Here is a 21412-nt window from a genome sequence, read left to right on the forward strand (position 1 = left end):
GCTTCCAATCATGCGCTTAAGAACGCTCACGCAGCGGAATCCCGTTCCCGTTAGCAACGGCTCTCCAGTTCAGGATGGCCAAACATGGACAGTCTCAAGACACCTACACTCTTCACCCGCCACCACCGCCCTCTCCACACGCTCTGGCTCGAATCCCAAGCCTGGTTCTGCGCCCACGAACTCGGCAGGCTGAGCGGTCACTTCTTCGACGAACACTGCATGCGCAAGCTCGACCCGGACCAGTACCGCACGGTGCCGCTAGTGCGCTATGGCAAATACCAGGAGACCACCATGGTCAGTGAGTCCGGGGCCTATACCTTGTTGGCGCATCACCATGTGCCAGAGAACCGCCATTTGCGCTGGTGGCTGACGCATGAGGTGGTGGCGGTGCTGCGTGATGCTCAGGCTGATGGGGCAGGCGATGCGCCGAGGCTGGGGCAGATGTGCTGGCCTGGTGGACGCAGCGCTACGTTGTTGTATTGGCAGAGTGAGCCTTGGGTGAAGATGCGGGATATGCCGGTGGTGCTGGCTGGGGAAGTTGAGCTGCCGGGGCCGGTGGAGAAGCGCAAATTGAGTTGGCGCGAGTGTGCGCAGCGGGCGCTGCGGATGCATGGGGTTTAGCGGGCGATTTTTACCTGTTCTGACCCTTTCGCGGGTGAACCCGCTCCCACACCGAACTCGGATGCCTGGACAGATTCCGTTAGCCTAAACAGCCTATGCGTGCTCTGCTAATGCGCGGTTCCGGCTATTGCAGAACCAGTGGGAGCGGGATCAGTCTACTGCCAGTCAGTGAGCCAATTGGGGCCGTTTTGCGGCCCTTTTTGGACAAGCTCTGCTGCTTTTGTAGGATTTTGATTCAACACTGCCCGCAAAAACCACACTCGCGGCCTTCTGGTTATCTGCCAGGGCTATTACACTGATTAGCAATCAATCTACGCGTGTGATCGAATCAGGAAAAGCTATGGCAATCTTGCGCGTAAACCAGCTTAGCGACGAGGCTATCGAGAATCTGGAGAACCAGATCCCAGAGATGGCTGCAGCTGCTACACGCCTTGCATATTTCCGGGCTGTTGCAGCGGGGCATACGGTTGTCGCCGTCGACAACAACCACATCATCGCAACCCACGCTGATGGCCATGTTGAAGTGCTTGCAGAAACCAAACCGAGCCTGAAGGTGAAGACCGGACAGCGCTTCACCGTGCGCAAGCTCAGTGGGCGCACCTAAGCTTCGCGTTTTTGCCGGCCCTAATGGTTCTGGCAAAAGCACCATCAAGGACCAGATTCCAGATCGGCTGGTCAACCTTTACGTCAATGCTGATGAACTTGAAAAGTCTGCCAAAACGACAGGGTTCATCGACCTGAGTGATTATGGCCTTGAGCTCAGCAGGCATTACGGACGTATCTCACCCAGCATCCATTGATCATAAGGGCAGGCCTGCAGGAGAGCGCAGGCCGGCTAACACTCGTAGGCCAAAAAATCGAATTCCGAGGCGTGGATGTAAATTCCTACCACGCTGCAGTCATTGCAGACCTCATCCGCCATCAATTGCTCGAACGCAGAATCAGCTTCACGTTCGAGACAGTGATGTCCTCTTCGGAGAAGGTTCGATTTATGGAAGCGGCTCAGCAGATGGGCTACCGGACTTACCTGTATTTCGTAGCCACCGACTCACCGCAGATCAATATTCTTCGGGTAGCAAACCGGGTCGATGATGGCGGCCATGACGTCCCGAGAGACAAAATTACCCAGCGCTATGCTCGAACACTCTCACTGCTTCCAGAGGCCATTTCCGCAGCAAATCGGGCTTATATTTTCGATAACTCCGGAGATGAGTCTGTCTTTCTTGCAGAGATTACTGATGGCGCAACGCTGGAGTTTCATCAGGACGACATGCCAGATTGGTTCATCAACGCCTACCTGAGCCGGGTTTGGGAATCTTGATGGACTGGCTGAAGGAGAGAGGCGCGCTGCGGCGCAGGTTCTGCTTGCTTGCATGAACTGCGAGGGCTAGGAAGCGCTCGATCTCATCCAGTCAGTCGCTCCGCAAATGAATAGGCCCCGCCCACGCCGACAAGAGGGGTACGGCACGACGAGGTGCCGGGACTGGACATGCCAGTCTACGTGGTCGAGGACGAGGCCAGATCTGAAGATAGCGCAGGGTAACGACAAGGTCCACAGGCGATTGGATTTGTAAACCATGTCTTCGTTTTACAGGCGTACGTCTGTGGGAGCGGGTTTGCCCGCGAAGCAGGTTACGCGATGGATGGCACCGGCTTTGCCGGTGTTCGCGGCTAAAGCCGCCCCTACAGGTGGTCGCGCTCGCTGCTGGGATAGTGCCTAGGACTACCTTAGTCGTAGTATGTCTCTAGAGGGCTCTCGGTAGAGCTTCCGCAGCCAGATTTTTGCCATCTTACCCCTAAATTGCCCAGCCATCAGCCGTTGACAGCCCTCCTCCCCCTTGCTAATAATCGCCCACAGTTGTACGACAACACATAACAAAAACAACAATCAGTGGACGAACTCATGTCGACATCCATCCCGCTACACCTACGCCTGTTGCATACCCCTCTTCCCCCGGCCAGCTCGCGTACTCCTGCCAATACGTAGCGCCCGGTTACCGCGTATTCACCCCTGGCCCTGACCGGCCCGTTATCTACCCGCCCCTGCCGCAGGCCGCTTGCGCGTGCCCGGTGGACGGGCTGCCACACCCTTAGGGAGCACAACAATAATGAAAATCTGCCACACCCTGCCCTTCGCCCTGCTTGGCGCCGGGGTTATCGCCGGCCTGCCGGGCACCAGCCTGGCAGCGGGATTTGTCGAGGACAGCAAGGCCACCCTCGGGCTGCGCAACTTCTACATCAACCGCAACTTCACCAACCCCAGCAACCCACAGAGCAAGGCCGAGGAGTGGACGCAAAGCTTCATTCTCGATGCCCGCTCGGGGTTCACAGAAGGGCCAATCGGCTTCGGCGTGGATGTGCTGGGGCTGTGGTCGGTCAAGCTCGACGGCGGTGGCGGTACCTATGGCACGGCGTTGCTGCCACGCCATGACGATGGCAAGCCTGCTGACGATTACGGGCGCCTGGCAGTGGCAGGCAAGGCCCGAATCTCCAAGACCGAACTGAAGATCGGTGAATGGATGCCGGTACTGCCGATTCTGCGTTCGGACGACGGGCGTTCGTTGCCACAGACGTTCCGTGGCGGCCAGGTTACCTCCAACGAAATCGCAGGGCTGACCCTGTACGGCGGCCAGTTCCGCGGCAACAGCCCGCGTAACGACGCGAGCATGGAAGACATGAGCTACGGCGGCGGCGTGTCGGACCGTTTCAACTTCGTCGGCGGCGAGTACAAGTTCAACCAGGACCGCACGCTGGTGGGGCTTTGGAATGCGGTGCTGAAGGACGTGTACCAGCAGCAGTACCTGCAACTGAGCCACAGCCAGCCGGTGGGTGACTGGACCCTGGGTGCGAACCTGGGCTACTTCCATGGCGACGAGGACGGCTCCGAACGCGCCGGGCAGCTGGACAACAAGACCTACTCGGGGATGTTCTCGGCCAAGTACGGTGGCAGCACCTTCTGGGTGGGGCTGCAGAAAGTCGATGGTGATACCTGGATGCGGGTGAACGGCACCAGTGGCGGGACCTTGGCCAACGACAGTTACAACTCCAGCTTCGACAATGCCAACGAGCGTTCGTGGCAGGTGCGCCATGACTTCAACTTCGTCACCGTCGGGGTGCCAGGGCTGACCTTGATGAACCGCTACATCAGCGGGCGCGATGTGCACAGCGGGGGGGTGACCGATGGCAAGGAGTGGGTGCGTGAAACGGAGCTTGCGTATGTGATCCAGAGCGGGGCATTCAAGGATTTGAGTGTGAAATGGCGTAACTCGTCGATTCGCCGGGATTACAGCACTAACGAGTTTGATGAGAACCGGTTGATCTTCAACTATCCGTTGTCGTTGCTCTGATCAAGACCTGCAGGTTTACCCGCGAATACGGTGGTGGCGGCGACGGTGAACGGCGGGTGGAGATTGGCCAGCAGGGCCGGCCCTTTCGCGGGTGAACCCGCTCCTACGACGGCCTGCACCCAACCACCGACCTGTGTCCACCCTCGATCTGGTGTAGGAGCGGGTTTACCCGCGAATACGGTAGCGGCGGCAACGGCGAACGGCGGGTGGAGATTGGCCAGCAGGGCCGGCCCTTTCGCGGGTGAACCCGCTCCTACACGACGGCCTGCGCCCAACCACCGACCTGTATCCACCATTGATCAGGTGTAGGAGCGGGTTTACCCGCGAATACGGTAGCGGCGGCAACGGCGAACGGCGGGTGGAGATCGGCCAGCAGGGCCGGCCCTTTCGCGGGTGAACCCGCTCCTACACGACGGCCTGCGCCCAACCACCGACCTGTGTCCACCCTCGATCAGGTGTAGGAGCGGGTTTACCCGCGAATACAGTGGCGGCGACAACGGCGAACGGCGGGTGGAGATCGGCCAGCAGGGCCGGCCCATTCGCGGGTAAACCCGCTCCTACGGGCGACCGCGCAGGCCTTTCGCATTTTCTTATCCGCGTAAAGGCCGGCAAAAGCCGCCCAAGCCTCATTGACAACACACAGAACCACCGCCAATAATTACCGAAGTCATACGACAACCTACAACAATTAATAACAAGAGCCGGCCATGACCACTACCCCCCTCAATCGCCTGCTGCTCACTGGAGCCGCAGGCGGCCTGGGCAAGGTCCTTCGCGAACGCCTGAAAGGCTACGCCGAGGTCCTGCGCCTTTCCGACATCAGCCCCATGGCGCCTGCTGCTGGCCCGCATGAGGAGGTCATCACCTGCGACCTGGCCGACAAGGCAGCGGTGCATGCCCTGGTCGAAGGCGTGGACGCCATCATCCACTTCGGCGGCGTTTCCACCGAGCACTCTTTCGAAGACATCCTCGGCCCCAACATTTGCGGCGTGTTTCACATCTACGAGGCGGCGCGCAAGCATGGGGTGAAGCGCATCATCTTCGCCAGTTCCAACCACACCATCGGCTTCTACCGCCAGGACGAGCGCATCGACGCGCATTCCCCGCGCCGCCCCGACAGCTACTACGGGCTGTCCAAGTGCTACGGCGAAGATGTCGCCAGCTTCTACTTCGACCGCTACGGCATCGAAACCGTCAGCATCCGCATCGGCTCGTCGTTCCCGCAGCCACAGAACCCGCGCATGCTCTGCACCTGGCTGAGCTATGACGACTTGGTGCAACTGATCGAACGTGGGCTATCGACGCCCGACGTTGGCCATACCATCGTCTACGGCGCCTCCGACAACCGCACCGTGTGGTGGGACAACCGCCATGCCGCGCATTTGGGCTATGTGCCCAAGGACAGCTCGGAAGCCTTCCGCGCAGCCGTGGAAGCCCAACCGGCGCCAGCTGCCGACGACCCGAGCATGGTCTATCAAGGCGGCGCCTTTACCGTGGCCGGCCCGTTCAACTGACCCCACGCACGCCAGGAGGCACGGCCATGAACTGTGAACTGATCGTCGACGCCCGCAACGGCACCGGCGAAAGCCCCGTGTGGCACCCCGGCGAACAGGCCCTGTACTGGGTCGACATTCCCGCCCGCGAGTTGCACCGCTGGCAGGCCGCCGATGGCGCGCACCAAGTATGGCAAGGCGACGAGATGCTCGCCTGCATTGCCCTTAGCGGCCAAGGCTGGGTGGCAGGCATGGAAAGCGGCATCTACCAGATTCAGGCCAACGCCGATGGCCGCCTGGATAGCCGCCTGCTTGCCAGCGTGCAGCATGCCCAGGGCGGGATGCGCTTCAACGATGGCCGCTGCGATCGCCAGGGCCGTTTCTGGGCCGGCACGATGCTGCTAGACATGCAGCAAGGCGCCCATGTGGGTGCGCTGTACCGGCATGACGGCGAAGGCCACCTGCACCTGCAGCAGGACGGCATGATCGTGCCTAATGGCCTGGCGTTCAGCCCCGACGGCAAACGCATGTACCTGTCCGACTCGCACCCCAACGTGCAGAAGGTGTGGGCCTTCGACTACGACACCGACAGCGGCACGCCGCACAACAAACGGCTGTTCGTCGACATGCGCGGCTACCCAGGGCGCCCCGACGGCGCCGCGGTCGACCAGGAGGGCTGCTACTGGGTCTGCGGCAACGACGCCGGGCAAGTTCACCGCTTCACCCCTGACGGGCGCCTCGACCGCTCGCTCAGCGTGCCGGTGAAAAAGCCGGCCATGTGCGCCTTTGGTGGCGCCAACCTCGACACCCTGTACGTCACCTCGATCCGCCCCGCGGGCATCGACCTCGGCGACCAGCCACTGGCTGGCGGGGTATTTGCCCTCAACCCTGGCACCAAGGGCCTGGAGGAACCTGCCTACCGGGGCTGAGCCCCACCGCCACAGCCACACTTGCACGCCCGAAACCGGATAATAAAAACCACGGAGTTTCATCATGACGTTCAAACGCAAGCTGCTTCTTGCAGTACTCCCGTTCGCCTTCAGCGTGGCCATGCCCGCCTCGGCGCTGGACATCAAGTTCGCCGAAATCCACCCGGCCGGCTACCCGACCGTGGTCGCCGAGCAGAACATGGGTAAAAAGCTGGAACAGGCCAGCAATGGCGATATTACCTTCAAGATGTTCGCCGGCGGCGTGCTGGGATCAGAGAAGGAAGTGATCGAACAGGCTCAGATCGGCGCCGTGCAGATGACCCGCGTCAGCTTGGGGATCGTCGGCCCGGTAGTGCCGGATGTGAACGTGTTCAACATGCCGTTCGTGTTCCGCGACCATGATCACATGCGCAAGATCATCGATGGCGAGATCGGCCAGGAGATCCTCGACAAGATCACCAACTCAGACTTCAACCTGGTGGCCTTGGCCTGGATGGACGGCGGCTCGCGCAGCATCTACACCAAAAAGCCGGTGCGCAGCCTGGAAGACCTCAAGGGCATGAAGATTCGCGTACAAGGCAACCCGCTGTTCATCGACATGATGAATGCCATGGGCGGCAACGGCATCGCCATGGACACCGGGGAAATCTTCAGTGCCCTGCAAACCGGGGTGATCGACGGCGCCGAGAACAATCCGCCGACCTTGCTTGAGCACAACCATTTCCAGAGCGCCAAGTACTACACCCTGACCGGCCACCTGATCCTGCCGGAGCCGGTGGTGATGTCCAAGACCACCTGGAACAAGCTCACTCCCGAGCAGCAGGTGCTGGTGAAAAAGGTCGCGCGCGAAGCACAGATGGAAGAGCGTGCGCTGTGGGACGCCAAGTCCGCCGCCAGCGAAGAGAAGCTCAAGGCTGCCGGTGTCGAGTTCATCACTGTCGATAAGAAACCGTTCTTCGAAGCCACCGCATCGGTGCGCGAGAAGTACGGCGCGCCGTACGCCGACCTGATGAAGCGTATCGACGCCGTCCAGTAATACCAGCCCCTTCCAAGACGACCTCGGCAGTGCGGCCGCCGCCGCCCTGCCGCTTTGGTGATGCCTATGAAATCGCTTTTCCTGAGCGTGAACGACACGCTGTACCGCAGTTGCATCTGGATCGCGGGCCTGTCGATCCTGGCCATGACGCTGATCATCCCGTGGGGCATCTTCGCCCGCTACGTGCTGGGTACCGGCTCCAGCTGGCCAGAGCCGGTCTCGATCCTGCTGATGGTGGTATTCACTTTCGTTGGTGCCGCCGCCAGCTATCGCGCCGGGGCGCATATGGCGGTGGGGATGATTACCGACCGGTTGCCGCCGCTGCAGCGCCAGCTGGTCGCCCTGCTGGTACAACTGCTGATGATCGTGGTGTGTGTGTTCATGACCTATTACGGCACCCGGCTGTGCATCACCACCTGGAACCAGTCGCTGGCCTCGCTGCCCGGCGTGCGGGTCGGCATGACCTACGCGCCGATCCCGGTCGGCGGCGTGCTGACGCTGGTGTTCGTGCTGGAAAAACTCCTGCTGGGCGATCAGAGCAACCGCAAGGTCGTGCGCTTTGACCTGGTCGAAGAAAACGAAGGAGCTGCGTAAATGGAAGCGTTCATTCTGTTGGGCAGTTTCATCGTACTCATTCTGATCGGCATGCCGGTAGCCTACGCCCTGGGCCTGTCGGCACTGATCGGCGCCTGGTGGATCGACATCCCGCTGCAGGCGATGATGATCCAGGTGGCCAGTGGGGTTAACAAGTTCTCGCTGCTGGCGATTCCGTTCTTCGTGCTGGCCGGCGCGATCATGGCCGAAGGCGGCATGTCGCGGCGGCTGGTGGCCTTTGCCGGGGTGCTGGTGGGCTTCGTGCGTGGCGGGCTGTCGCTGGTCAACATCATGGCCTCGACCTTCTTTGGCGCGATTTCCGGCTCGTCGGTGGCCGATACCGCCTCGGTGGGCTCGGTGCTGATCCCGGAGATGGAGCGCAAAGGCTACCCGCGTGAATTTTCCACCGCCGTGACCGTCAGTGGCTCGGTGCAGGCGCTGCTGACCCCGCCCAGCCACAACTCGGTGCTGTACTCGCTGGCGGCGGGCGGCACGGTGTCGATCGCCTCGCTGTTCATGGCGGGGGTGATGCCCGGCCTGCTGCTGAGCGCGGTGATGATGGGCCTGTGCCTGTTGTTCGCCAAGAAGCGCAACTACCCCAAGGGCGAAGTCATCCCACTGCGCCAGGCGCTGAAGATTGCGGGTGAGGCGCTGTGGGGCCTGATGGCCATGGTGATCATCCTCGGCGGTATCCTGTCGGGGGTGTTCACCGCGACCGAGTCGGCAGCGGTGGCGGTGGTGTGGTCGTTCTTCGTGACCATGTTCATCTACCGCGACTACAAGTGGCGCGACCTGCCCAAGCTGATGCACCGCACCGTACGGACCATCTCCATCGTGATGATCCTGATCGGCTTTGCCGCTAGCTTCGGCTACGTGATGACGCTGATGCAGATCCCGTCGAAGATCACCACGGCGTTCCTGACCCTGTCGGACAACCGCTACGTGATCCTGATGTGCATCAACTTCATGCTGTTGCTGCTGGGCACGGTGATGGACATGGCGCCGCTGATCCTGATTCTTACCCCGATCCTGCTGCCGGTGATTACCGGTATCGGCGTCGACCCGGTGCACTTTGGCATGATCATGCTGGTAAACCTGGGGATCGGCCTGATAACGCCACCGGTGGGCGCGGTGCTGTTCGTGGGCTCGGCCATTGGCAAGGTGAGCATCGAGTCGACGGTGAAGGCGCTGCTGCCGTTTTACCTGGCGCTGTTCCTGGTGCTGATGGCAGTGACTTACATTCCAGCGATCTCGCTGTGGCTGCCTAGCGTGGTGCTGTAATTATGACCGGGGGCCGCTTGGCGGCCCCTGGGCTCTTGCAAATGGATCCTGCACATGGCTGTCCCCTCCTCTGCCGTACCCCTGTTCCCACGCAAGCTGGCCATCGCCCTGCTGGCCCTGCTGGCCTGTTCGTTCGCCGGCAACCATGTCGCTGCGCGCATTGCCTTCGATGACGGCACCGGCGTGTTGCTGGCCATTCTCTGTCGCTCGGGCATCACCTTCCTGGTACTGGCCGGGCTGCTGTTGTGGCAACGTCAGGCCCTGGCCCTGCCCTCTGGTGCGCGCCGCTGGCAGCTGCTGCTCGGCGTGCTGATTGCCACCCAGAGCCTCTGCCTGTACTCGGCGGTGGCGCGTATTCCGGTGGCTCTGGCACTGCTGGTGGGCAACACCTTCCCGATGCTGTTGGCACTGCTCACCTGGGCGCTGGGCGGTGCACGCCCCACAGGCCGCACCGTGCTGTTCATGGGCCTGATCCTCTGCGGCCTGGTGCTGGCGCTGGATATACCGGCACACCTGGCCGACAGCGGCGCGGCGAACCCACACTGGGCGATGGGCGTCAGCCTGGCGTTCGGCGCTGCCTGTGCCTTTGCCTGCGCGTTGTGGATCACCGACCACAAACTGGCTGCCGTGCGCGGCCCGGTGCGTAGCCTGCTGACCCTGCTTATCGTGTTTTCCAGCATGCTGGTTGCAGGTGCAAGCGGGGTGATGCCATCCGGTTTGTCGCTGCCTGGCACCAGCAGTGGCTGGGCAGCCCTGGCCAGCCTGGTGGTGCTGTATGGCCTGGCGTTCACCTTGCTGTTTGTCTGCGTACCACGCCTGAACATGGCGCAGAACGCGCCGGTGATGAACGTCGAACCCATCGCCACCTTGCTGCTGGGCTGGGCTTTGCTCGATCAACAACTGGGCACCCTGCAATTACTCGGCGGCGCCGTGGTGGTGTGCGGCATTGTGCTGCTGACTTACCGGCGGGCCAGTTGAATGGCATTCTCGAAGGAGCCTTGCATGGCGATGACCGAACTGCACCTGCAGGACCGCCTGACCCGCCTGAGCCTGGCCCCGGAGCTCGGCGCCAGCCTGGTCAACTGGCAGGTAAAAGCCACAGGGCAGGCGCTGCTGCGCCATTCCGATGCGGACGCCTTGGCCAGCGGCACACCGCGGCGGCTGGCCTGCTACCCGCTGGCGCCTTGGTCCAATCGCATTGGCGAGGGTGGCTTCGCCCGGCCCGAGGGCTGGCAGGCACTGGCGCCCAATACCGGGCACGACCCTTACCCGATCCATGGCAGTGCCTGGCAGCAGGCCTGGCAGGTGGAGCATCACAGTGAACAGCGAGCACGGCTGGCGCTGGACAGTGCTATGCCGTTTGCATACCGGGCCACGCTGGATGTGCACCTGCATGAGGGTTGCCTGAACCTGGACCTGCATGTGACGCATCTGGATGAGGCGGCCAACTGGTACGGGTTGGGGCTGCACCCTTACTTTCCGCGGTATCCCGATACCAGGCTGTATGCGGCAGCGCGCAAGGTGTGGCTGGCCGAAGAGGGGCGGTTGCCGTCGTACCAGGCCGAGGTGCCGGAGCAGTGGAGGTTTGAACCATTGGGCAGCCTGCCACAGACGGTGGTCGATCACGCTTTCAGTGGCTGGCCGGGGGAGTGTGTGATCGACCAGCCGGGGGCGGGCTATCGATTGGCGTGCAGCGCCAGCGGGGCTGAGCACTTCTTGCTGTTCTGTCCGCAAGGGCAAGGTTTTTTCTGCTTTGAACCGGTTAGCCACCCCATCAATGCGCATCACTTGCCAGGGCGGCCGGGGCTCAGGATGTTGCAGCGGGGGGAAACGATGAGCCTGGGGTTCAAGATGCAATATCGGGCTCTGTAACCGAGTTGCCTGTTACTGAGGCTGCTTGGCAGCCCTGAATTCTACCCCGGCGGCGCCGCTGTCATCGTACGGTCTCAGTCCAGCTGTTGGGCCCGAAGCGCCTGCGCCAACATGTCGATAAACGACCTGACTTTCGCCGAGCCGTACTTGCTTTCGCGGTGCAGCACATGAATCGGCCAAGGGGCCTCCTCATACTCGGCCAGAATCACCTGCAACTGGCCGCTGGCCAGTTCATCTGCCACCTGATACGACAGCAACCGCGCAATCCCCAGCCCGCCGCTGGCGGCAGCGATCGCCCCGTCATTGCTGGTGACCGTCAGCCGCGGCTTCATGCGCACCAGGGTTGGCTCGTCGGTCACCCCGAAGCGCCAGCCCGCACGCGGCGACAGGTTGGTGGTGCCGATCACCGCATGCCCGGCCAGGTCCGACGGGTGCTTTGGCACGCCATGGCGCGCCAGGTACTCGGGCGCGGCACACAGCATGCGCCGCACCCTGCCCACCCGCAGCGCCTTCAGTCCGGAGTCGGGTAACGGGCCGATGCGCACGGCCACGTCCATACCCTCCTCGACCATGTTCACTACCCGGTCGAGGAAGTAGGCGGAAACATCAACTTCCGGATACTGCTGCAGATAACGGACGATGCACGGCATGACGAACTTCTTGCCGAACAGAATCGGCGCGGTGACCGCCAGGTCGCCCTTGGGTGTGCCGTTGATGCCAGCGGCGGCTTCGTTGGCCTCGTGGATGCTGGCAAGGATGTGCCGGGTGTCTTCCAGGTAACGGCCCCCCGCCTCGGTCAGGCGCACGCTACGCGTGGTGCGCAGCAGCAGCTTGACCCCGAGTTGATCCTCCAGGGCACTGACGGCGCGGGTGACAGCGGCCGGGGAGATGTCCAGACGGCGGGCGGCGGCGGCGAAGCTTTCCAGTTCGCCAACAGCGACGAACACCTTCATCAGGTGGATCTGGTCCATGCGGGCTCCTGGGGGCTCTGAGGTAGCGCGATTATCATTGATCTCGGTGAATTGTGTTACCTGAACCGGACTCATCGACGGTACGCCAGCGCCCATAGGAATGGGTATCAGTCTGGCAGCGGGCTTGCCCGCGAAGAGGCCGGCACAGGTAAATCAGGCATCCAGCACCAACGCCTGACCGCCCTCCTCCACCCTCGCCGGCACAGCGCAACAAATCAGCACTGCCCCTGCCTCCGGTAGCTCGGCAGGCGGGTTGGGATAATGCACCTGGCCACTTACCAGGCGGGTCTTGCAAGTGCCACATGAGCCACCCCGGCAACTGAATTCCGGCGCCAGCCCACGCGCCTCGGCCAGCTCCAGCAGCGTGCCTGCACCGGGGGTCCAACGCGCCTCCTTGGCCGAGGCCGCAAAATACACCGGCACGGGTTCATCGGCAGCAGGCGGCTGCTGCAATGTCGGCCGGTCTGGGTTGCTGTGCCGCCGCAGCGTCGAGGGGCCAAAAGCTTCGGCGTGAATCCGCGCGTCCGGCACGTTCAGCCCGCGCAGCCCTTCATACATGTCCTGGGTGAAGCTGCCGGGCCCGCACAGGTAAAAATCGTAGTCGTCCAGCGCCAACGTTGCCTTGACCTGCTCGATACCCAAACGGCCGGCAAACTGGTAATCAGGGCCGACCAGCGCATGCGCCTCTGGCTGGCTTAGGGCGCAATGCACGCGAAGCATGCCAGCAGCCCGTTGCTGCAATTCGGCCAGTTCCTGGCGGAACGGCAGGTCGGCAAGGCTACGTGCGCCATGGAACAGATGAATGCGCCGAGCCTGCCCAGTACTGACTTGCTCGCGCAGCATGGCCAGCAACGGCGTGATACCCACGCCCGCGCCGATCAGCACCAGCGGCCGCGCGCTTTGCTGGTCGAGCGTGAAACTGCCCATCGGTGGCCGCACGTTCAACACATCGCCGGCCCCGAGGCGCTCATGCAGAAACCGCGACACCGGGCCCTGTGCCTTGACGCTTATGCGCAAGTAGCCATCGGCAGGTGCGCTGGAGAGGCTGTAGGTGCGGATCAGCGCCGCCTCGCCATCGCGCTGCACTTGCACGGGGAGATGCTGCCCTGGGGCAAAGGCCACGCGGCTACCTGCCGGTGGTTCAAGGTAGAACGAGCGGATATCACGGCTTTCCTGCTCCACCCGCAGCACACGCCAGGCCTGCCATTGACGCTGATGCTGGCGCTGCTGCTGACGTGCCTCAGCCTCGGCCCAGGTACCGGTCATCAGGCTGGTCGGCGCATACTCCTTGAACGCCCAGCGCAGGGAAACAGCAGCCGGGCGCCACACAACCTGTTCCACATCCAGCATCCATAACCGCTCGGCGCCCTCGAAGGCCGGGATGTCCGGGCTGTCGAGCAGCAGTTCGGTACGTCCGTTGACCTGCAGCACATTGCCATTGTTGAAGTCGATAAAAAGCAGGCCTGCCCTTGGGTTCACCAGCAAGTTGCCCAAGGTATTGAAATGCAGGTTGCCAGCATAGTCAGGGATGATCAGGCGATTGTCTTCAACCTTGACGAAACCCGGCCGGCCGCCGCGATGGGAAACATCCACCGAGCGCTGGCCATTATCGTGCTCGACATAGCTGGCGACGAAGAACGTATCGGCCGCTTCGATCACGCTGATGGCCGTGGCATCGAGCGTTGGCGCATCGACGCGCTTTTGCGCAGGTTCATCCACGCGGCTGTATTCGCGCAACTGGATGTACTGCGGGCAGTTGCCGAACGACTGCTCCACGGTTACCCGAAGCTGGCCCTGTGCAGCTTGGTGGATCTGCCCGTTGATGCGGTTGCGCCGACGGGTATGCAACTCAATACCGAGCAGCCCGACCGCTTGCCCGGCTACCAAACCAGGGGTAGCGGGGTCATCAGCCGCCAGCATCGTGTCGATCATCAGTTGCCGAGGGTCGGGCGAGCTGACGAACCCTTCAGGCCCTTCCAGCAGGGTGGCCCAAGGCCGCCCTTGGGGGTCCACGCTGGCAGCCACCATGAACGGCAACTGGTGGTAGAAAATACGGTGCTGGTCGGGCATGTGGTCACGGATGACCTTCTGCCCGAACGCCTCCATGCGCTCTGCAACACCAACCTTCTCTTGCAGGGTTTTCTCGCCCGCATGCCAGGGCGAGGGGCGGTGGTCGGGAGACTTTTGCATGGCGGCGTTCCTCGCGATGGCGGGTAATCAGGCGCTGGTCTGCAGCCCGATCATGGTGCGTGGCATGGGCACGAAGCCAGGCAACGCCTCGATGCGGGCCAGCCAGCTGCGCACGTTGGCATAAGGCTCCAGCGACACGTTACCCTCTGGCGCGTGGGCGATGTACGAGTAGTTGGCGACATCCGCAATGGTAGGTGTGCTGCCCGCCAGGAAGGGCGACTGGGCCAGTTCGGCGTCGATCACCTTGAGCAGGGTGTGGGCGCGGGCGATCACTTCGTCGGTATTGAACGACGCGCCGAATACCGTGACCAGGCGTGCAGCAGCAGGGCCAAAGGCCAACGGGCCGGCGGCGACCGACAGCCAGCGTTGCACGCGCGCAGCAGCAGCGGGCTCTTCGGGCAGCCAGGTGCCGTTGTCGTACTTTTTCGCCAGGTAGACGAGGATGGCATTGGAATCGGCGATTACCGTGCCGTTGTCATCGATGACCGGCACCTGGCCAAACGGGTTGAGGGCGAGAAACTCTGGCTGCTTGTGCGCGCCTTTGGCCAGGTCGACGAACACCAGCTCGGTGGGCAGGTTCAACAGCGAAAGCATCAGCTCGATGCGGTGGGCGTGGCCGGACTTGGGGAAGTTGTAAAGCTTGATCGGGTTCGACATGGGCTTGGCTCCTGGTCAGCACCGGGTTGGGCTGATGGAGCACATGCTGCACTGATTCGGCTCACAGCAGAATCAGTGCGCTGAGGAAACCATAATTTCGCGTAGCGGAATAATACCGTAGGACCTGTCCGCCCGTTCCTGGTCGGTTATCAGGTGGTCACTGACTTCAATTAACTGGGCGGTGGAAGCGGTAAAGCTGGCGCGCAGCCTCGATCACGTGTGGCACATAGGCCTGGATATCTTCAACACTCAGCTGGTCCAATAGTTCGAAGTTATCCTCCAGCCCGTGCAGCGAGATGGCCTTGAGCAATTGGTCCTGCTCTGGTGGCAACGCGCCCCAGCCGGCGATCTGAGTCCCGCGCATGTAGCCAAAGCACCACTCTTCCATCACGATCACTGTGCCCTGATCGTCTTCGCTTTCCTCGAACAACGGCTCGAACTGGTCGACGTTGCCGCTCAACTCTTCGGCCACCTGACTGGCGTAGCGCAGCATCAACGCCACGTAGGCTTCTTCATGTGCCGGCTTCTTGAACTTTGGCACCTTGCCACCGGCCACTGCGGGCAACCAGTGTTCAGGGGTGACGGTGGTCGGCGAGCTGGCCAGTGCAGTGAAAAAGCCGTTGAGCTCGGCCAGGTTCAGTACCGAGTAGTCATTGCCGTAGGTAATCAGCAGGTCCGCCAGGCGGTGGAGTTCTTTTTCGCTGAGTGGGGGAAGCATGAGGATGGGTCCTGAAAGCAAAAGTGTGTGCACCCTAGCACAGTAGTGGCCGAAGGGCTGCCCGCGCCTCCAGCTACGCGGGCAGATCACTCAACGCGGCAACCAGCTGTGCAATTGATGCTGCCTGCCAGCGCCGATCAACAGCCACAACAGTATGCGGCACTTGCGCGGGCACAGTTGCCCCGCCATGTGTACGCCCTGGCGCTGCAAGTCGATCTCGCCCCCCGCAAAACCGTAGGATGCCAAGGCGGTGGGACCGCTGCCGGTGCGGGTGGCGACGATCACTGGCAGGGTCGGTACGAGCGTGCCCAGCGCGTTGGCCCAGCTACTGGAGACATGCCCTGCACCAAAGCCGGCGATGACCAGCCCCTCGTAGCCCAGCGAGGCAACGGCCTGCAACAACGCGGTGTCAGCGCCAAGGCAGGCTTCCAGCAAGGCAACGCGGTGATCGGTGCATTGCGGTAGCGGTAGCACTTCCCGGTGAGCTGGTGGATGGCGATACACCACAACGCCCTCCACCACGTCGCCGATCGGGCCACTTCCGGGTGACTTGAACGCGGTGAGGGCCAGGCTGGCCGTCTTGCGGACATTGGCTGCGCAGTGAATCTGGTCATTCATCACCACCAGCACGCCACGCCCACGACTGCCTTGAGCCAAGGCAACGTGTGCCGCCGCCAGCAGGTTCGCCGGGCCATCATTGCCCGGCTGGCTGGCCGCGCGCATGGCACCGGTCATTATCAACGGTGCCTCGGAAGACCAGAGCAGATCGAGAAAAAAAGCCGTTTCCTCAAGGCTGTCGGTACCCTGGGTCAATATGACCGCCTGCGCTCCGCCCTCCACCGCGCGTTGCGCCCAGAGCAATACTTCGAGCAGTTCTGCAAAACCCATCGAAGCACTGGGCAACAGCCCAAGCGTGGCAGCTTCGACGTGAGCCATTTCGGACAATTGCGGCACCTTGGCCAGTTGTTCCTCACAGCCAAGCTTGGGCTTGACGCCTGACCCGCCATCACCCGCCTGCATGCTCACGGTTCCCCCCAGGCTGGCAATGGCTAGCCTTGGCAGTTTCGTTTCCGCTTTCATACATTACCTCCTGCAAGTACCCCCACCACTGGCACGATCGCCAACGTACTGATGGCCATGGACATCACATTGCCAATATAACCATGCATGTAGGCCGGCAGGCGCTGGGTGATTGCAACGGCCAACGGCGGGGCCATTAATGCACCCAGTACCGCACTGGCCACAATCACTTGCCAGCTGCCACCATGAGCAAGCACTGCGGCCGGAACGATCGAGACGATAGGGATGTACGTGGGGTACCACCCTCGTGCCTGCCACTGACGCCGCCAGAACACCACACCGACCAAAGACGCCAGCGCCTGGCCGGTAATTATCGGTATCAGCAACAGAGAGCCATATGCCGGTGCAGCGGGTGCCAGTACATAAGCCAGGCATGCGCCCAGTAATAGCCCAAGGCTGGCCCACTCATTGCCAAGGAATGGCGCCTCGCTGAAATCTGCCAGCACACGGCGCAAGGTCCAGATCACGCCGTAATCGGGACGCCCTGCCACGGGCTCGGCAGCAACAGGTTTGTGGCTGGGCCTGACCCATGAAGGGAAGCGCTTACACAGTATGAACGCCGCCAGGCTCGCCAATGCCATGCCACTGACATTGCCGACCACCACCGGCAGTTGCAGCGGGTAGCACAGATAGTTGACCAGCAGCAGGCTTGCAGGAGTAACGAGCAGTGCGCCAAGAACCGCGCCTGTTATCGCTACCCGCCAGCCCGCCCCGAACAGCAGCACCGTCGCAGCCGGCAACGACACGAACGCAACAAACGTCGGTTGCCAGGTGCCGCTGGCCAGGGTCCAACCCCACAAAGCGTGGCTGAGCAGCAGGCCCAGCAGCGAGCTCGCGAACACCCAGGGCCACAAGCCGCTGCCATAGCAGATGGCGAAACCCTGCCATCGGTAGCCACGCATATGGGCCCAATGCCCCAGGCAAGCCCCAAGCAGCAACCCCAGGGCAGGGAGTTCATGCTTGTAGAACGCCACTTCGCTGATATCACCGACTATCCAGCGCAAGCGGCTCAGTGGCTGATCGAGCGTGGCAGCCAGTTGCGCGTAATCCGGCCAGTTGCCGTATATGACACTGGCAACCAGCAGTATCAGCAGGCAGGCAAAGATCAACAGCGGCGATTGCCGTCGGTTCGGCAAGAGTAATGTGCTCATTGGCAACTCCTCAGCGCGGCATCGGGGAATGCAGGCGATAGCCAAGGGTTGCGTCATAAAGGTCGGTACGCCGATCTCGCGGCAGATCGTTGAGGGCGTTCCAGATCGGGGCCGAACGTGCACTGCTGAGGTCTATATCGGCATACAGGATGCCCTCCTCCTCTGCGCTTGCCACCTCCCCAATTGGCCAGCCATTGGTGCCGGCAATCAGTGAGCAACCGAGGAAGCGCCCGCCCCGCTCCTCGCCGATACGGTTGGCGGCGGCGATATAGACGTTGTTGACATGCGCAGCCGTCATGGTCAGGTAGGTAGCCATGCAGCGCCCTGCTTCATCAAACAGCGGCGGCGGCGTCCACACCCAGTTGTTCAGGCTGCAGATGATGTCGGCGCCCTGTGCAGCCATCAATCGGGGCACTTCCGGGAACCAGATATCCCAGCAAATCAGCAGGCCGATACGGCCAATCGGCGTTTCAAACACCGGGAAGCCCAAGTTACCCGGGGTGAACCAGAGCTTTTCCTCGTTCCACAAATGCGCCTTGCGGTAGTGCCCGAGCAAACCCTCAGGGCCGAACAATACAGCGCTGTCGTAAAGCTTCAACCCGTCACGTTCGGCGAAACCCGCAGCCAGGTAAACCTGATGCTCCCTGGCAAAGTCCGCCCAGGCTTGCAAGCTGTGCCCATCGTGCAGCGTTTCAGCATGGGCATAGGCTTCGGCACGGGATTGAAAGGTGTAGCCAGTGTTGGCCAGCTCGGGCAACACGATGAGATTGGCGCCTTCATGCGCTGCACGTCTGGCCAATGCCAGACCTCTGCTCAGGTTTCCATCGCAATGTTCGAGCCCGACCTGCGGGTCGTACTGGATGACGGCGAGACGTACAGGGCTTACGGCAGAGCGGTGTTCAGACATGGCGGCTTCCTTTTTATGGTTGTTTTGGAAGGGCGCCAGTAAACCGGGGTTGGGCGAAAGAGCGACAGTCGGGCAGTTCCTATGGCGTTGCAGGACTCAGGAATTGATGGAGTAGGAAACGCCCCACAAGAACGCCCGAGCGCTGCTATTTCCCAACTTGGTAATGTGGGTAGTGCGCCAGGCTGAAGCCACCAGTGAATGACGACGATCGGTCATCCAACGCTGTATGCGGATGTTTCGAGAATCGATGAACGGCGAGATGGGAGGAGGTTGTTACTTGTCACCAGCCGGCGGCCGCAGGCTATAGAGCCTGCGACTGCCGGACCATGTGGCATTGCTTTGCGATTGTTTACACCGCCAGCGCGCGCTCACGCAGCTCGCTGTTGAGGATGCGGTCGTTCTCGCTGTAATCGACCGGGCAGTCGATCACGTGCACGCCTGGGGTCTTGATGCAGTGCTCCAGCAGTGGCAGCAGGCCTTCGGCGCTTTCCACGCGGTGGCCGTTGGCACCGTAGGCTTCAGCGTACTTGACGAAGTCCGGGTTGCCGTAGTCCAGGCCGAAATCGGTGAAGCCCATGTTGGCCTGCTTCCAGCGGATCATGCCGTAGCCATCATCACGCAGGATCACCACGGTGATGTGCATGCCCAGGCGTACTGCGGTTTCCAGCTCCTGGCTGTTCATCATGAAGCCGCCGTCGCCGCATACCGAGATCACCGGGCGGTCCGGGTACACCAGGTGCGCCGCCATGGCCGACGGCAGGCCAGCGCCCATGGTCGCCAGGGCGTTGTCCAGCAGCACGGTGTTCGGCTTGTGCGCCTTGTAGTTACGGGCGAACCAGATCTTGTAGATGCCGTTGTCCAGGGCAACGATACCTTCGGACGGCAACACGCGACGGATGTCGGCAACCATGCGCTGCGGGTAGACCGGGAAGCGGTTGTCGTCGCCACCTTCGGCGATCTGCGCTTCGTTGGCTTCACGGATCGCCATCAGGCGGGTGAAGTCCCAGTGCGAAGTCTCGGTCAGCGCTTCGCCGATCTGCCACACGGCGTTGGCGATGTCGCCGATCACTTCCACTTGCGGGAAGTACACCGCATCGACTTCGGCGGAGCGGAAGCTGATGTGGATGACTTCGGTGCCGCCACGGACCATGAAGAACGGCGGCTTTTCGATCACGTCGTGGCCGATGTTGATGATCAGGTCGGCCGCTTCGATGGCGCGGTGGACGAAGTCACCAGACGACAGCGCAGCGTTCCCCAGGAAGCGCGGGTGACGCTCATCGACCACGCCTTTACCCATCTGGGTAGTGATGAACGGGATACCGGTCTTGTCGATCAGCTGCTTGAGGACCTTGGCGGTCATCTTGCGGTTGGCGCCGGCACCGATCACCAGGATCGGGCTGCGAGCCTTCTGCAGTTTGTCTACAGCGGCTTCGATGGCCACGTGCTCGGCCAGCGGGCGGCGGTGCAGGCTGCGCGGGATCGGCAGGGCGTCGGTTTGCTCGGCGGCGATGTCTTCCGGCAGCTCCAGGTGCACGGCGCCCGGCTTTTCTTCTTCAGCCAGGCGGAAGGCTTCGCGCATACGCGCCGGGATGTTGTCGGCGGAGGCGAACTGGTGGGTGTACTTGGTGATGGGGTCCATCATGCCGCACACGTCGATGATCTGGAAGCGGCCCTGCTTGGACTTCTTGATCGGCTTCTGGCCGGTGATCATCATCATCGGCATGCCGCCCAGGTAGGCGTAAGCACTAGCGGTCACCAGGTTGGTCGCACCAGGGCCCAGGGTCGACAGGCTGACGCCGGTCTTGCCAGTCAGACGGCCGTAGGTGGCAGCCATGAAACCTGCAGACTGCTCGTGACGGGTCAGTACCAGCTTGATCTTCGACTTGCGCAGGGATTCGAGCAGGTCGAGGTTTTCTTCACCGGGAATGCCGAATACATACTCGACACCTTCGTTTTCCAGGCATTGCACAACGACATCGGCGGCCTTGGCCATCTTGCTTGCTACCTCAAGTGATGGGACGGTGGAAGTCCAGAAATGCGCAGCACGGTACGCTGGCATCGCTCGGTCCAGAGGCAAGGAGTGCCCTGAATCAAAGTCTTGACGTAGGGTGGGCATAGGAAAGTCACGTTGTTGTGACTGCAATATTGTCGCAGAGCTGCAATGGCGTCTTTGCAGAAGCAACTTTGAACGCCAGTGCGATCATTGTGGGAGCGGGCGTGCCCGCGAAACAGGCGGCGCAGTGGATGGCACGGGCTTCGCCCGTGTTCGCGGGGCAAGCCCGCTCCTACAGTGACCAGTGCCAGGTTGCAGACGTGTGCCTGGCCGCAGGCGTGTGCGAGGCTTGAAGGTTTCTCAGACCACAAAGACAAAACCCCTACCTGCATGCGCAGATAGGGGTTTTGCGAAATTAATCTTGACGATGACCTACTCTCACATGGGGAAACCCCACACTACCATCGGCGATGCATCGTTTCACTGCTGAGTTCGGGATGGGATCAGGTGGTTCCAATGCTCTATGGTCGTCAAGAAATTCTGTAGCCAGAATGTCCAGATGGACATTCTGT

19 protein-coding genes and 1 rRNA gene are annotated in these 21412 nt (G+C 61.8%); 11 read left to right on the plus strand and 9 right to left on the minus strand.

What is annotated here, in order from left to right:
* Nucleotides 1-84 precede the first annotated feature (84 nt).
* The 11 genes from OO258_RS16825 (at nt 85) to OO258_RS16875 (ending at nt 11173) form a co-directional block, all read left to right on the plus strand.
* Complete coding sequence (locus tag OO258_RS16825; RefSeq protein WP_266031732.1) at nt 85-621, plus strand: Bro-N domain-containing protein; 537 nt, start codon at nt 85-87, stop codon at nt 619-621.
* A 340-nt stretch (nt 622-961) separates the two neighbouring features.
* Nucleotides 962-1225 (plus strand): hypothetical protein, encoded by a 264-nt coding sequence (locus OO258_RS16830; RefSeq protein WP_266031734.1) that lies wholly within the window; start codon nt 962-964, stop codon nt 1223-1225.
* Between the two features lie 267 nt (nt 1226-1492).
* Nucleotides 1493-1942, plus strand: coding sequence for a zeta toxin family protein (locus OO258_RS27495; RefSeq protein WP_323054385.1), 450 nt, complete (start codon nt 1493-1495; stop codon nt 1940-1942).
* A gap of 787 nt (nt 1943-2729) precedes the next feature.
* Nucleotides 2730-3968, plus strand: coding sequence for an OprD family porin (locus tag OO258_RS16840; protein WP_266031736.1), 1239 nt, complete (start codon nt 2730-2732; stop codon nt 3966-3968).
* A 707-nt stretch (nt 3969-4675) separates the two neighbouring features.
* Nucleotides 4676-5482 (plus strand): NAD-dependent epimerase/dehydratase family protein, encoded by an 807-nt coding sequence (locus OO258_RS16845; protein WP_266031738.1) that lies wholly within the window; start codon nt 4676-4678, stop codon nt 5480-5482.
* A 26-nt stretch (nt 5483-5508) separates the two neighbouring features.
* Nucleotides 5509-6390 (plus strand): glucurono-1,5-lactonase, encoded by an 882-nt coding sequence (locus OO258_RS16850; protein ID WP_266031740.1) that lies wholly within the window; start codon nt 5509-5511, stop codon nt 6388-6390.
* Between the two features lie 64 nt (nt 6391-6454).
* Nucleotides 6455-7426 carry a TRAP transporter substrate-binding protein gene (locus OO258_RS16855; RefSeq protein ID WP_064492306.1) on the plus strand — a complete coding sequence of 324 codons (972 nt, stop codon included), beginning with the start codon at nt 6455-6457 and terminating at the stop codon, nt 7424-7426.
* A 66-nt stretch (nt 7427-7492) separates the two neighbouring features.
* A complete protein-coding gene (locus OO258_RS16860; protein WP_003254832.1) occupies nt 7493-8020 on the plus strand; it encodes a TRAP transporter small permease in 528 nt (175 codons plus the stop codon).
* The gene (locus OO258_RS16865) at nt 8021-9301 is read left to right on the plus strand and encodes a TRAP transporter large permease (protein WP_014755560.1); all 1281 of its coding nucleotides are present in this window, start codon (nt 8021-8023) and stop codon (nt 9299-9301) included.
* A 54-nt stretch (nt 9302-9355) separates the two neighbouring features.
* Complete coding sequence (locus tag OO258_RS16870) at nt 9356-10279, plus strand: EamA family transporter (protein ID WP_266031743.1); 924 nt, start codon at nt 9356-9358, stop codon at nt 10277-10279.
* A 24-nt stretch (nt 10280-10303) separates the two neighbouring features.
* Complete coding sequence (locus OO258_RS16875; protein ID WP_266031745.1) at nt 10304-11173, plus strand: aldose 1-epimerase; 870 nt, start codon at nt 10304-10306, stop codon at nt 11171-11173.
* A gap of 74 nt (nt 11174-11247) precedes the next feature.
* On the opposite strand, the gene OO258_RS16880 is transcribed toward OO258_RS16875, so the two are convergent.
* The 9 genes from OO258_RS16880 to rrf form a co-directional block, all read right to left on the minus strand.
* Nucleotides 11248-12144 carry a LysR family transcriptional regulator gene (locus OO258_RS16880; protein ID WP_266031747.1) on the minus strand — a complete coding sequence of 299 codons (897 nt, stop codon included), beginning with the start codon at nt 12142-12144 and terminating at the stop codon, nt 11248-11250.
* A 153-nt stretch (nt 12145-12297) separates the two neighbouring features.
* Complete coding sequence (locus OO258_RS16885; RefSeq protein WP_266031749.1) at nt 12298-14334, minus strand: pyridoxamine 5'-phosphate oxidase family protein; 2037 nt, start codon at nt 14332-14334, stop codon at nt 12298-12300.
* Nucleotides 14335-14361: 27 nt separating this feature from the next.
* Complete coding sequence (locus OO258_RS16890; protein ID WP_266031751.1) at nt 14362-14991, minus strand: glutathione S-transferase family protein; 630 nt, start codon at nt 14989-14991, stop codon at nt 14362-14364.
* 166 nt (nt 14992-15157) lie between these two features.
* Nucleotides 15158-15709, minus strand: a complete 552-nt coding sequence (locus tag OO258_RS16895; protein ID WP_266031753.1) for a UPF0149 family protein — start codon at nt 15707-15709, stop codon at nt 15158-15160.
* Nucleotides 15710-15799: 90 nt separating this feature from the next.
* On the minus strand, nt 15800-16789 hold the full coding sequence (locus OO258_RS16900) for an asparaginase (RefSeq protein WP_266031754.1): 990 nt from the start codon (nt 16787-16789) through the stop codon (nt 15800-15802).
* Nucleotides 16786-17940 (minus strand): hypothetical protein, encoded by a 1155-nt coding sequence (locus OO258_RS16905; RefSeq protein ID WP_266031755.1) that lies wholly within the window; start codon nt 17938-17940, stop codon nt 16786-16788. The genes OO258_RS16900 and OO258_RS16905 overlap by 4 nt, the downstream gene beginning before the upstream one ends.
* Before the next feature lie 10 nt (nt 17941-17950).
* Nucleotides 17951-18847 (minus strand): nitrilase family protein, encoded by an 897-nt coding sequence (locus OO258_RS16910; protein ID WP_266031756.1) that lies wholly within the window; start codon nt 18845-18847, stop codon nt 17951-17953.
* A gap of 349 nt (nt 18848-19196) precedes the next feature.
* Nucleotides 19197-20840: an acetolactate synthase large subunit gene (locus tag OO258_RS16915; RefSeq protein ID WP_266031765.1), complete on the minus strand. Its 1644-nt coding sequence runs from the start codon at nt 20838-20840 to the stop codon at nt 19197-19199.
* Between the two features lie 419 nt (nt 20841-21259).
* A 5S ribosomal RNA gene (gene rrf / locus OO258_RS16920) occupies nt 21260-21375 on the minus strand.
* Between the last annotated feature and the right edge of the window lie 37 nt (nt 21376-21412).

It is taken from the genome of Pseudomonas sp. DCB_BI, from assembly GCF_026240995.1.
Lineage (GTDB): Bacteria > Pseudomonadota > Gammaproteobacteria > Pseudomonadales > Pseudomonadaceae > Aquipseudomonas.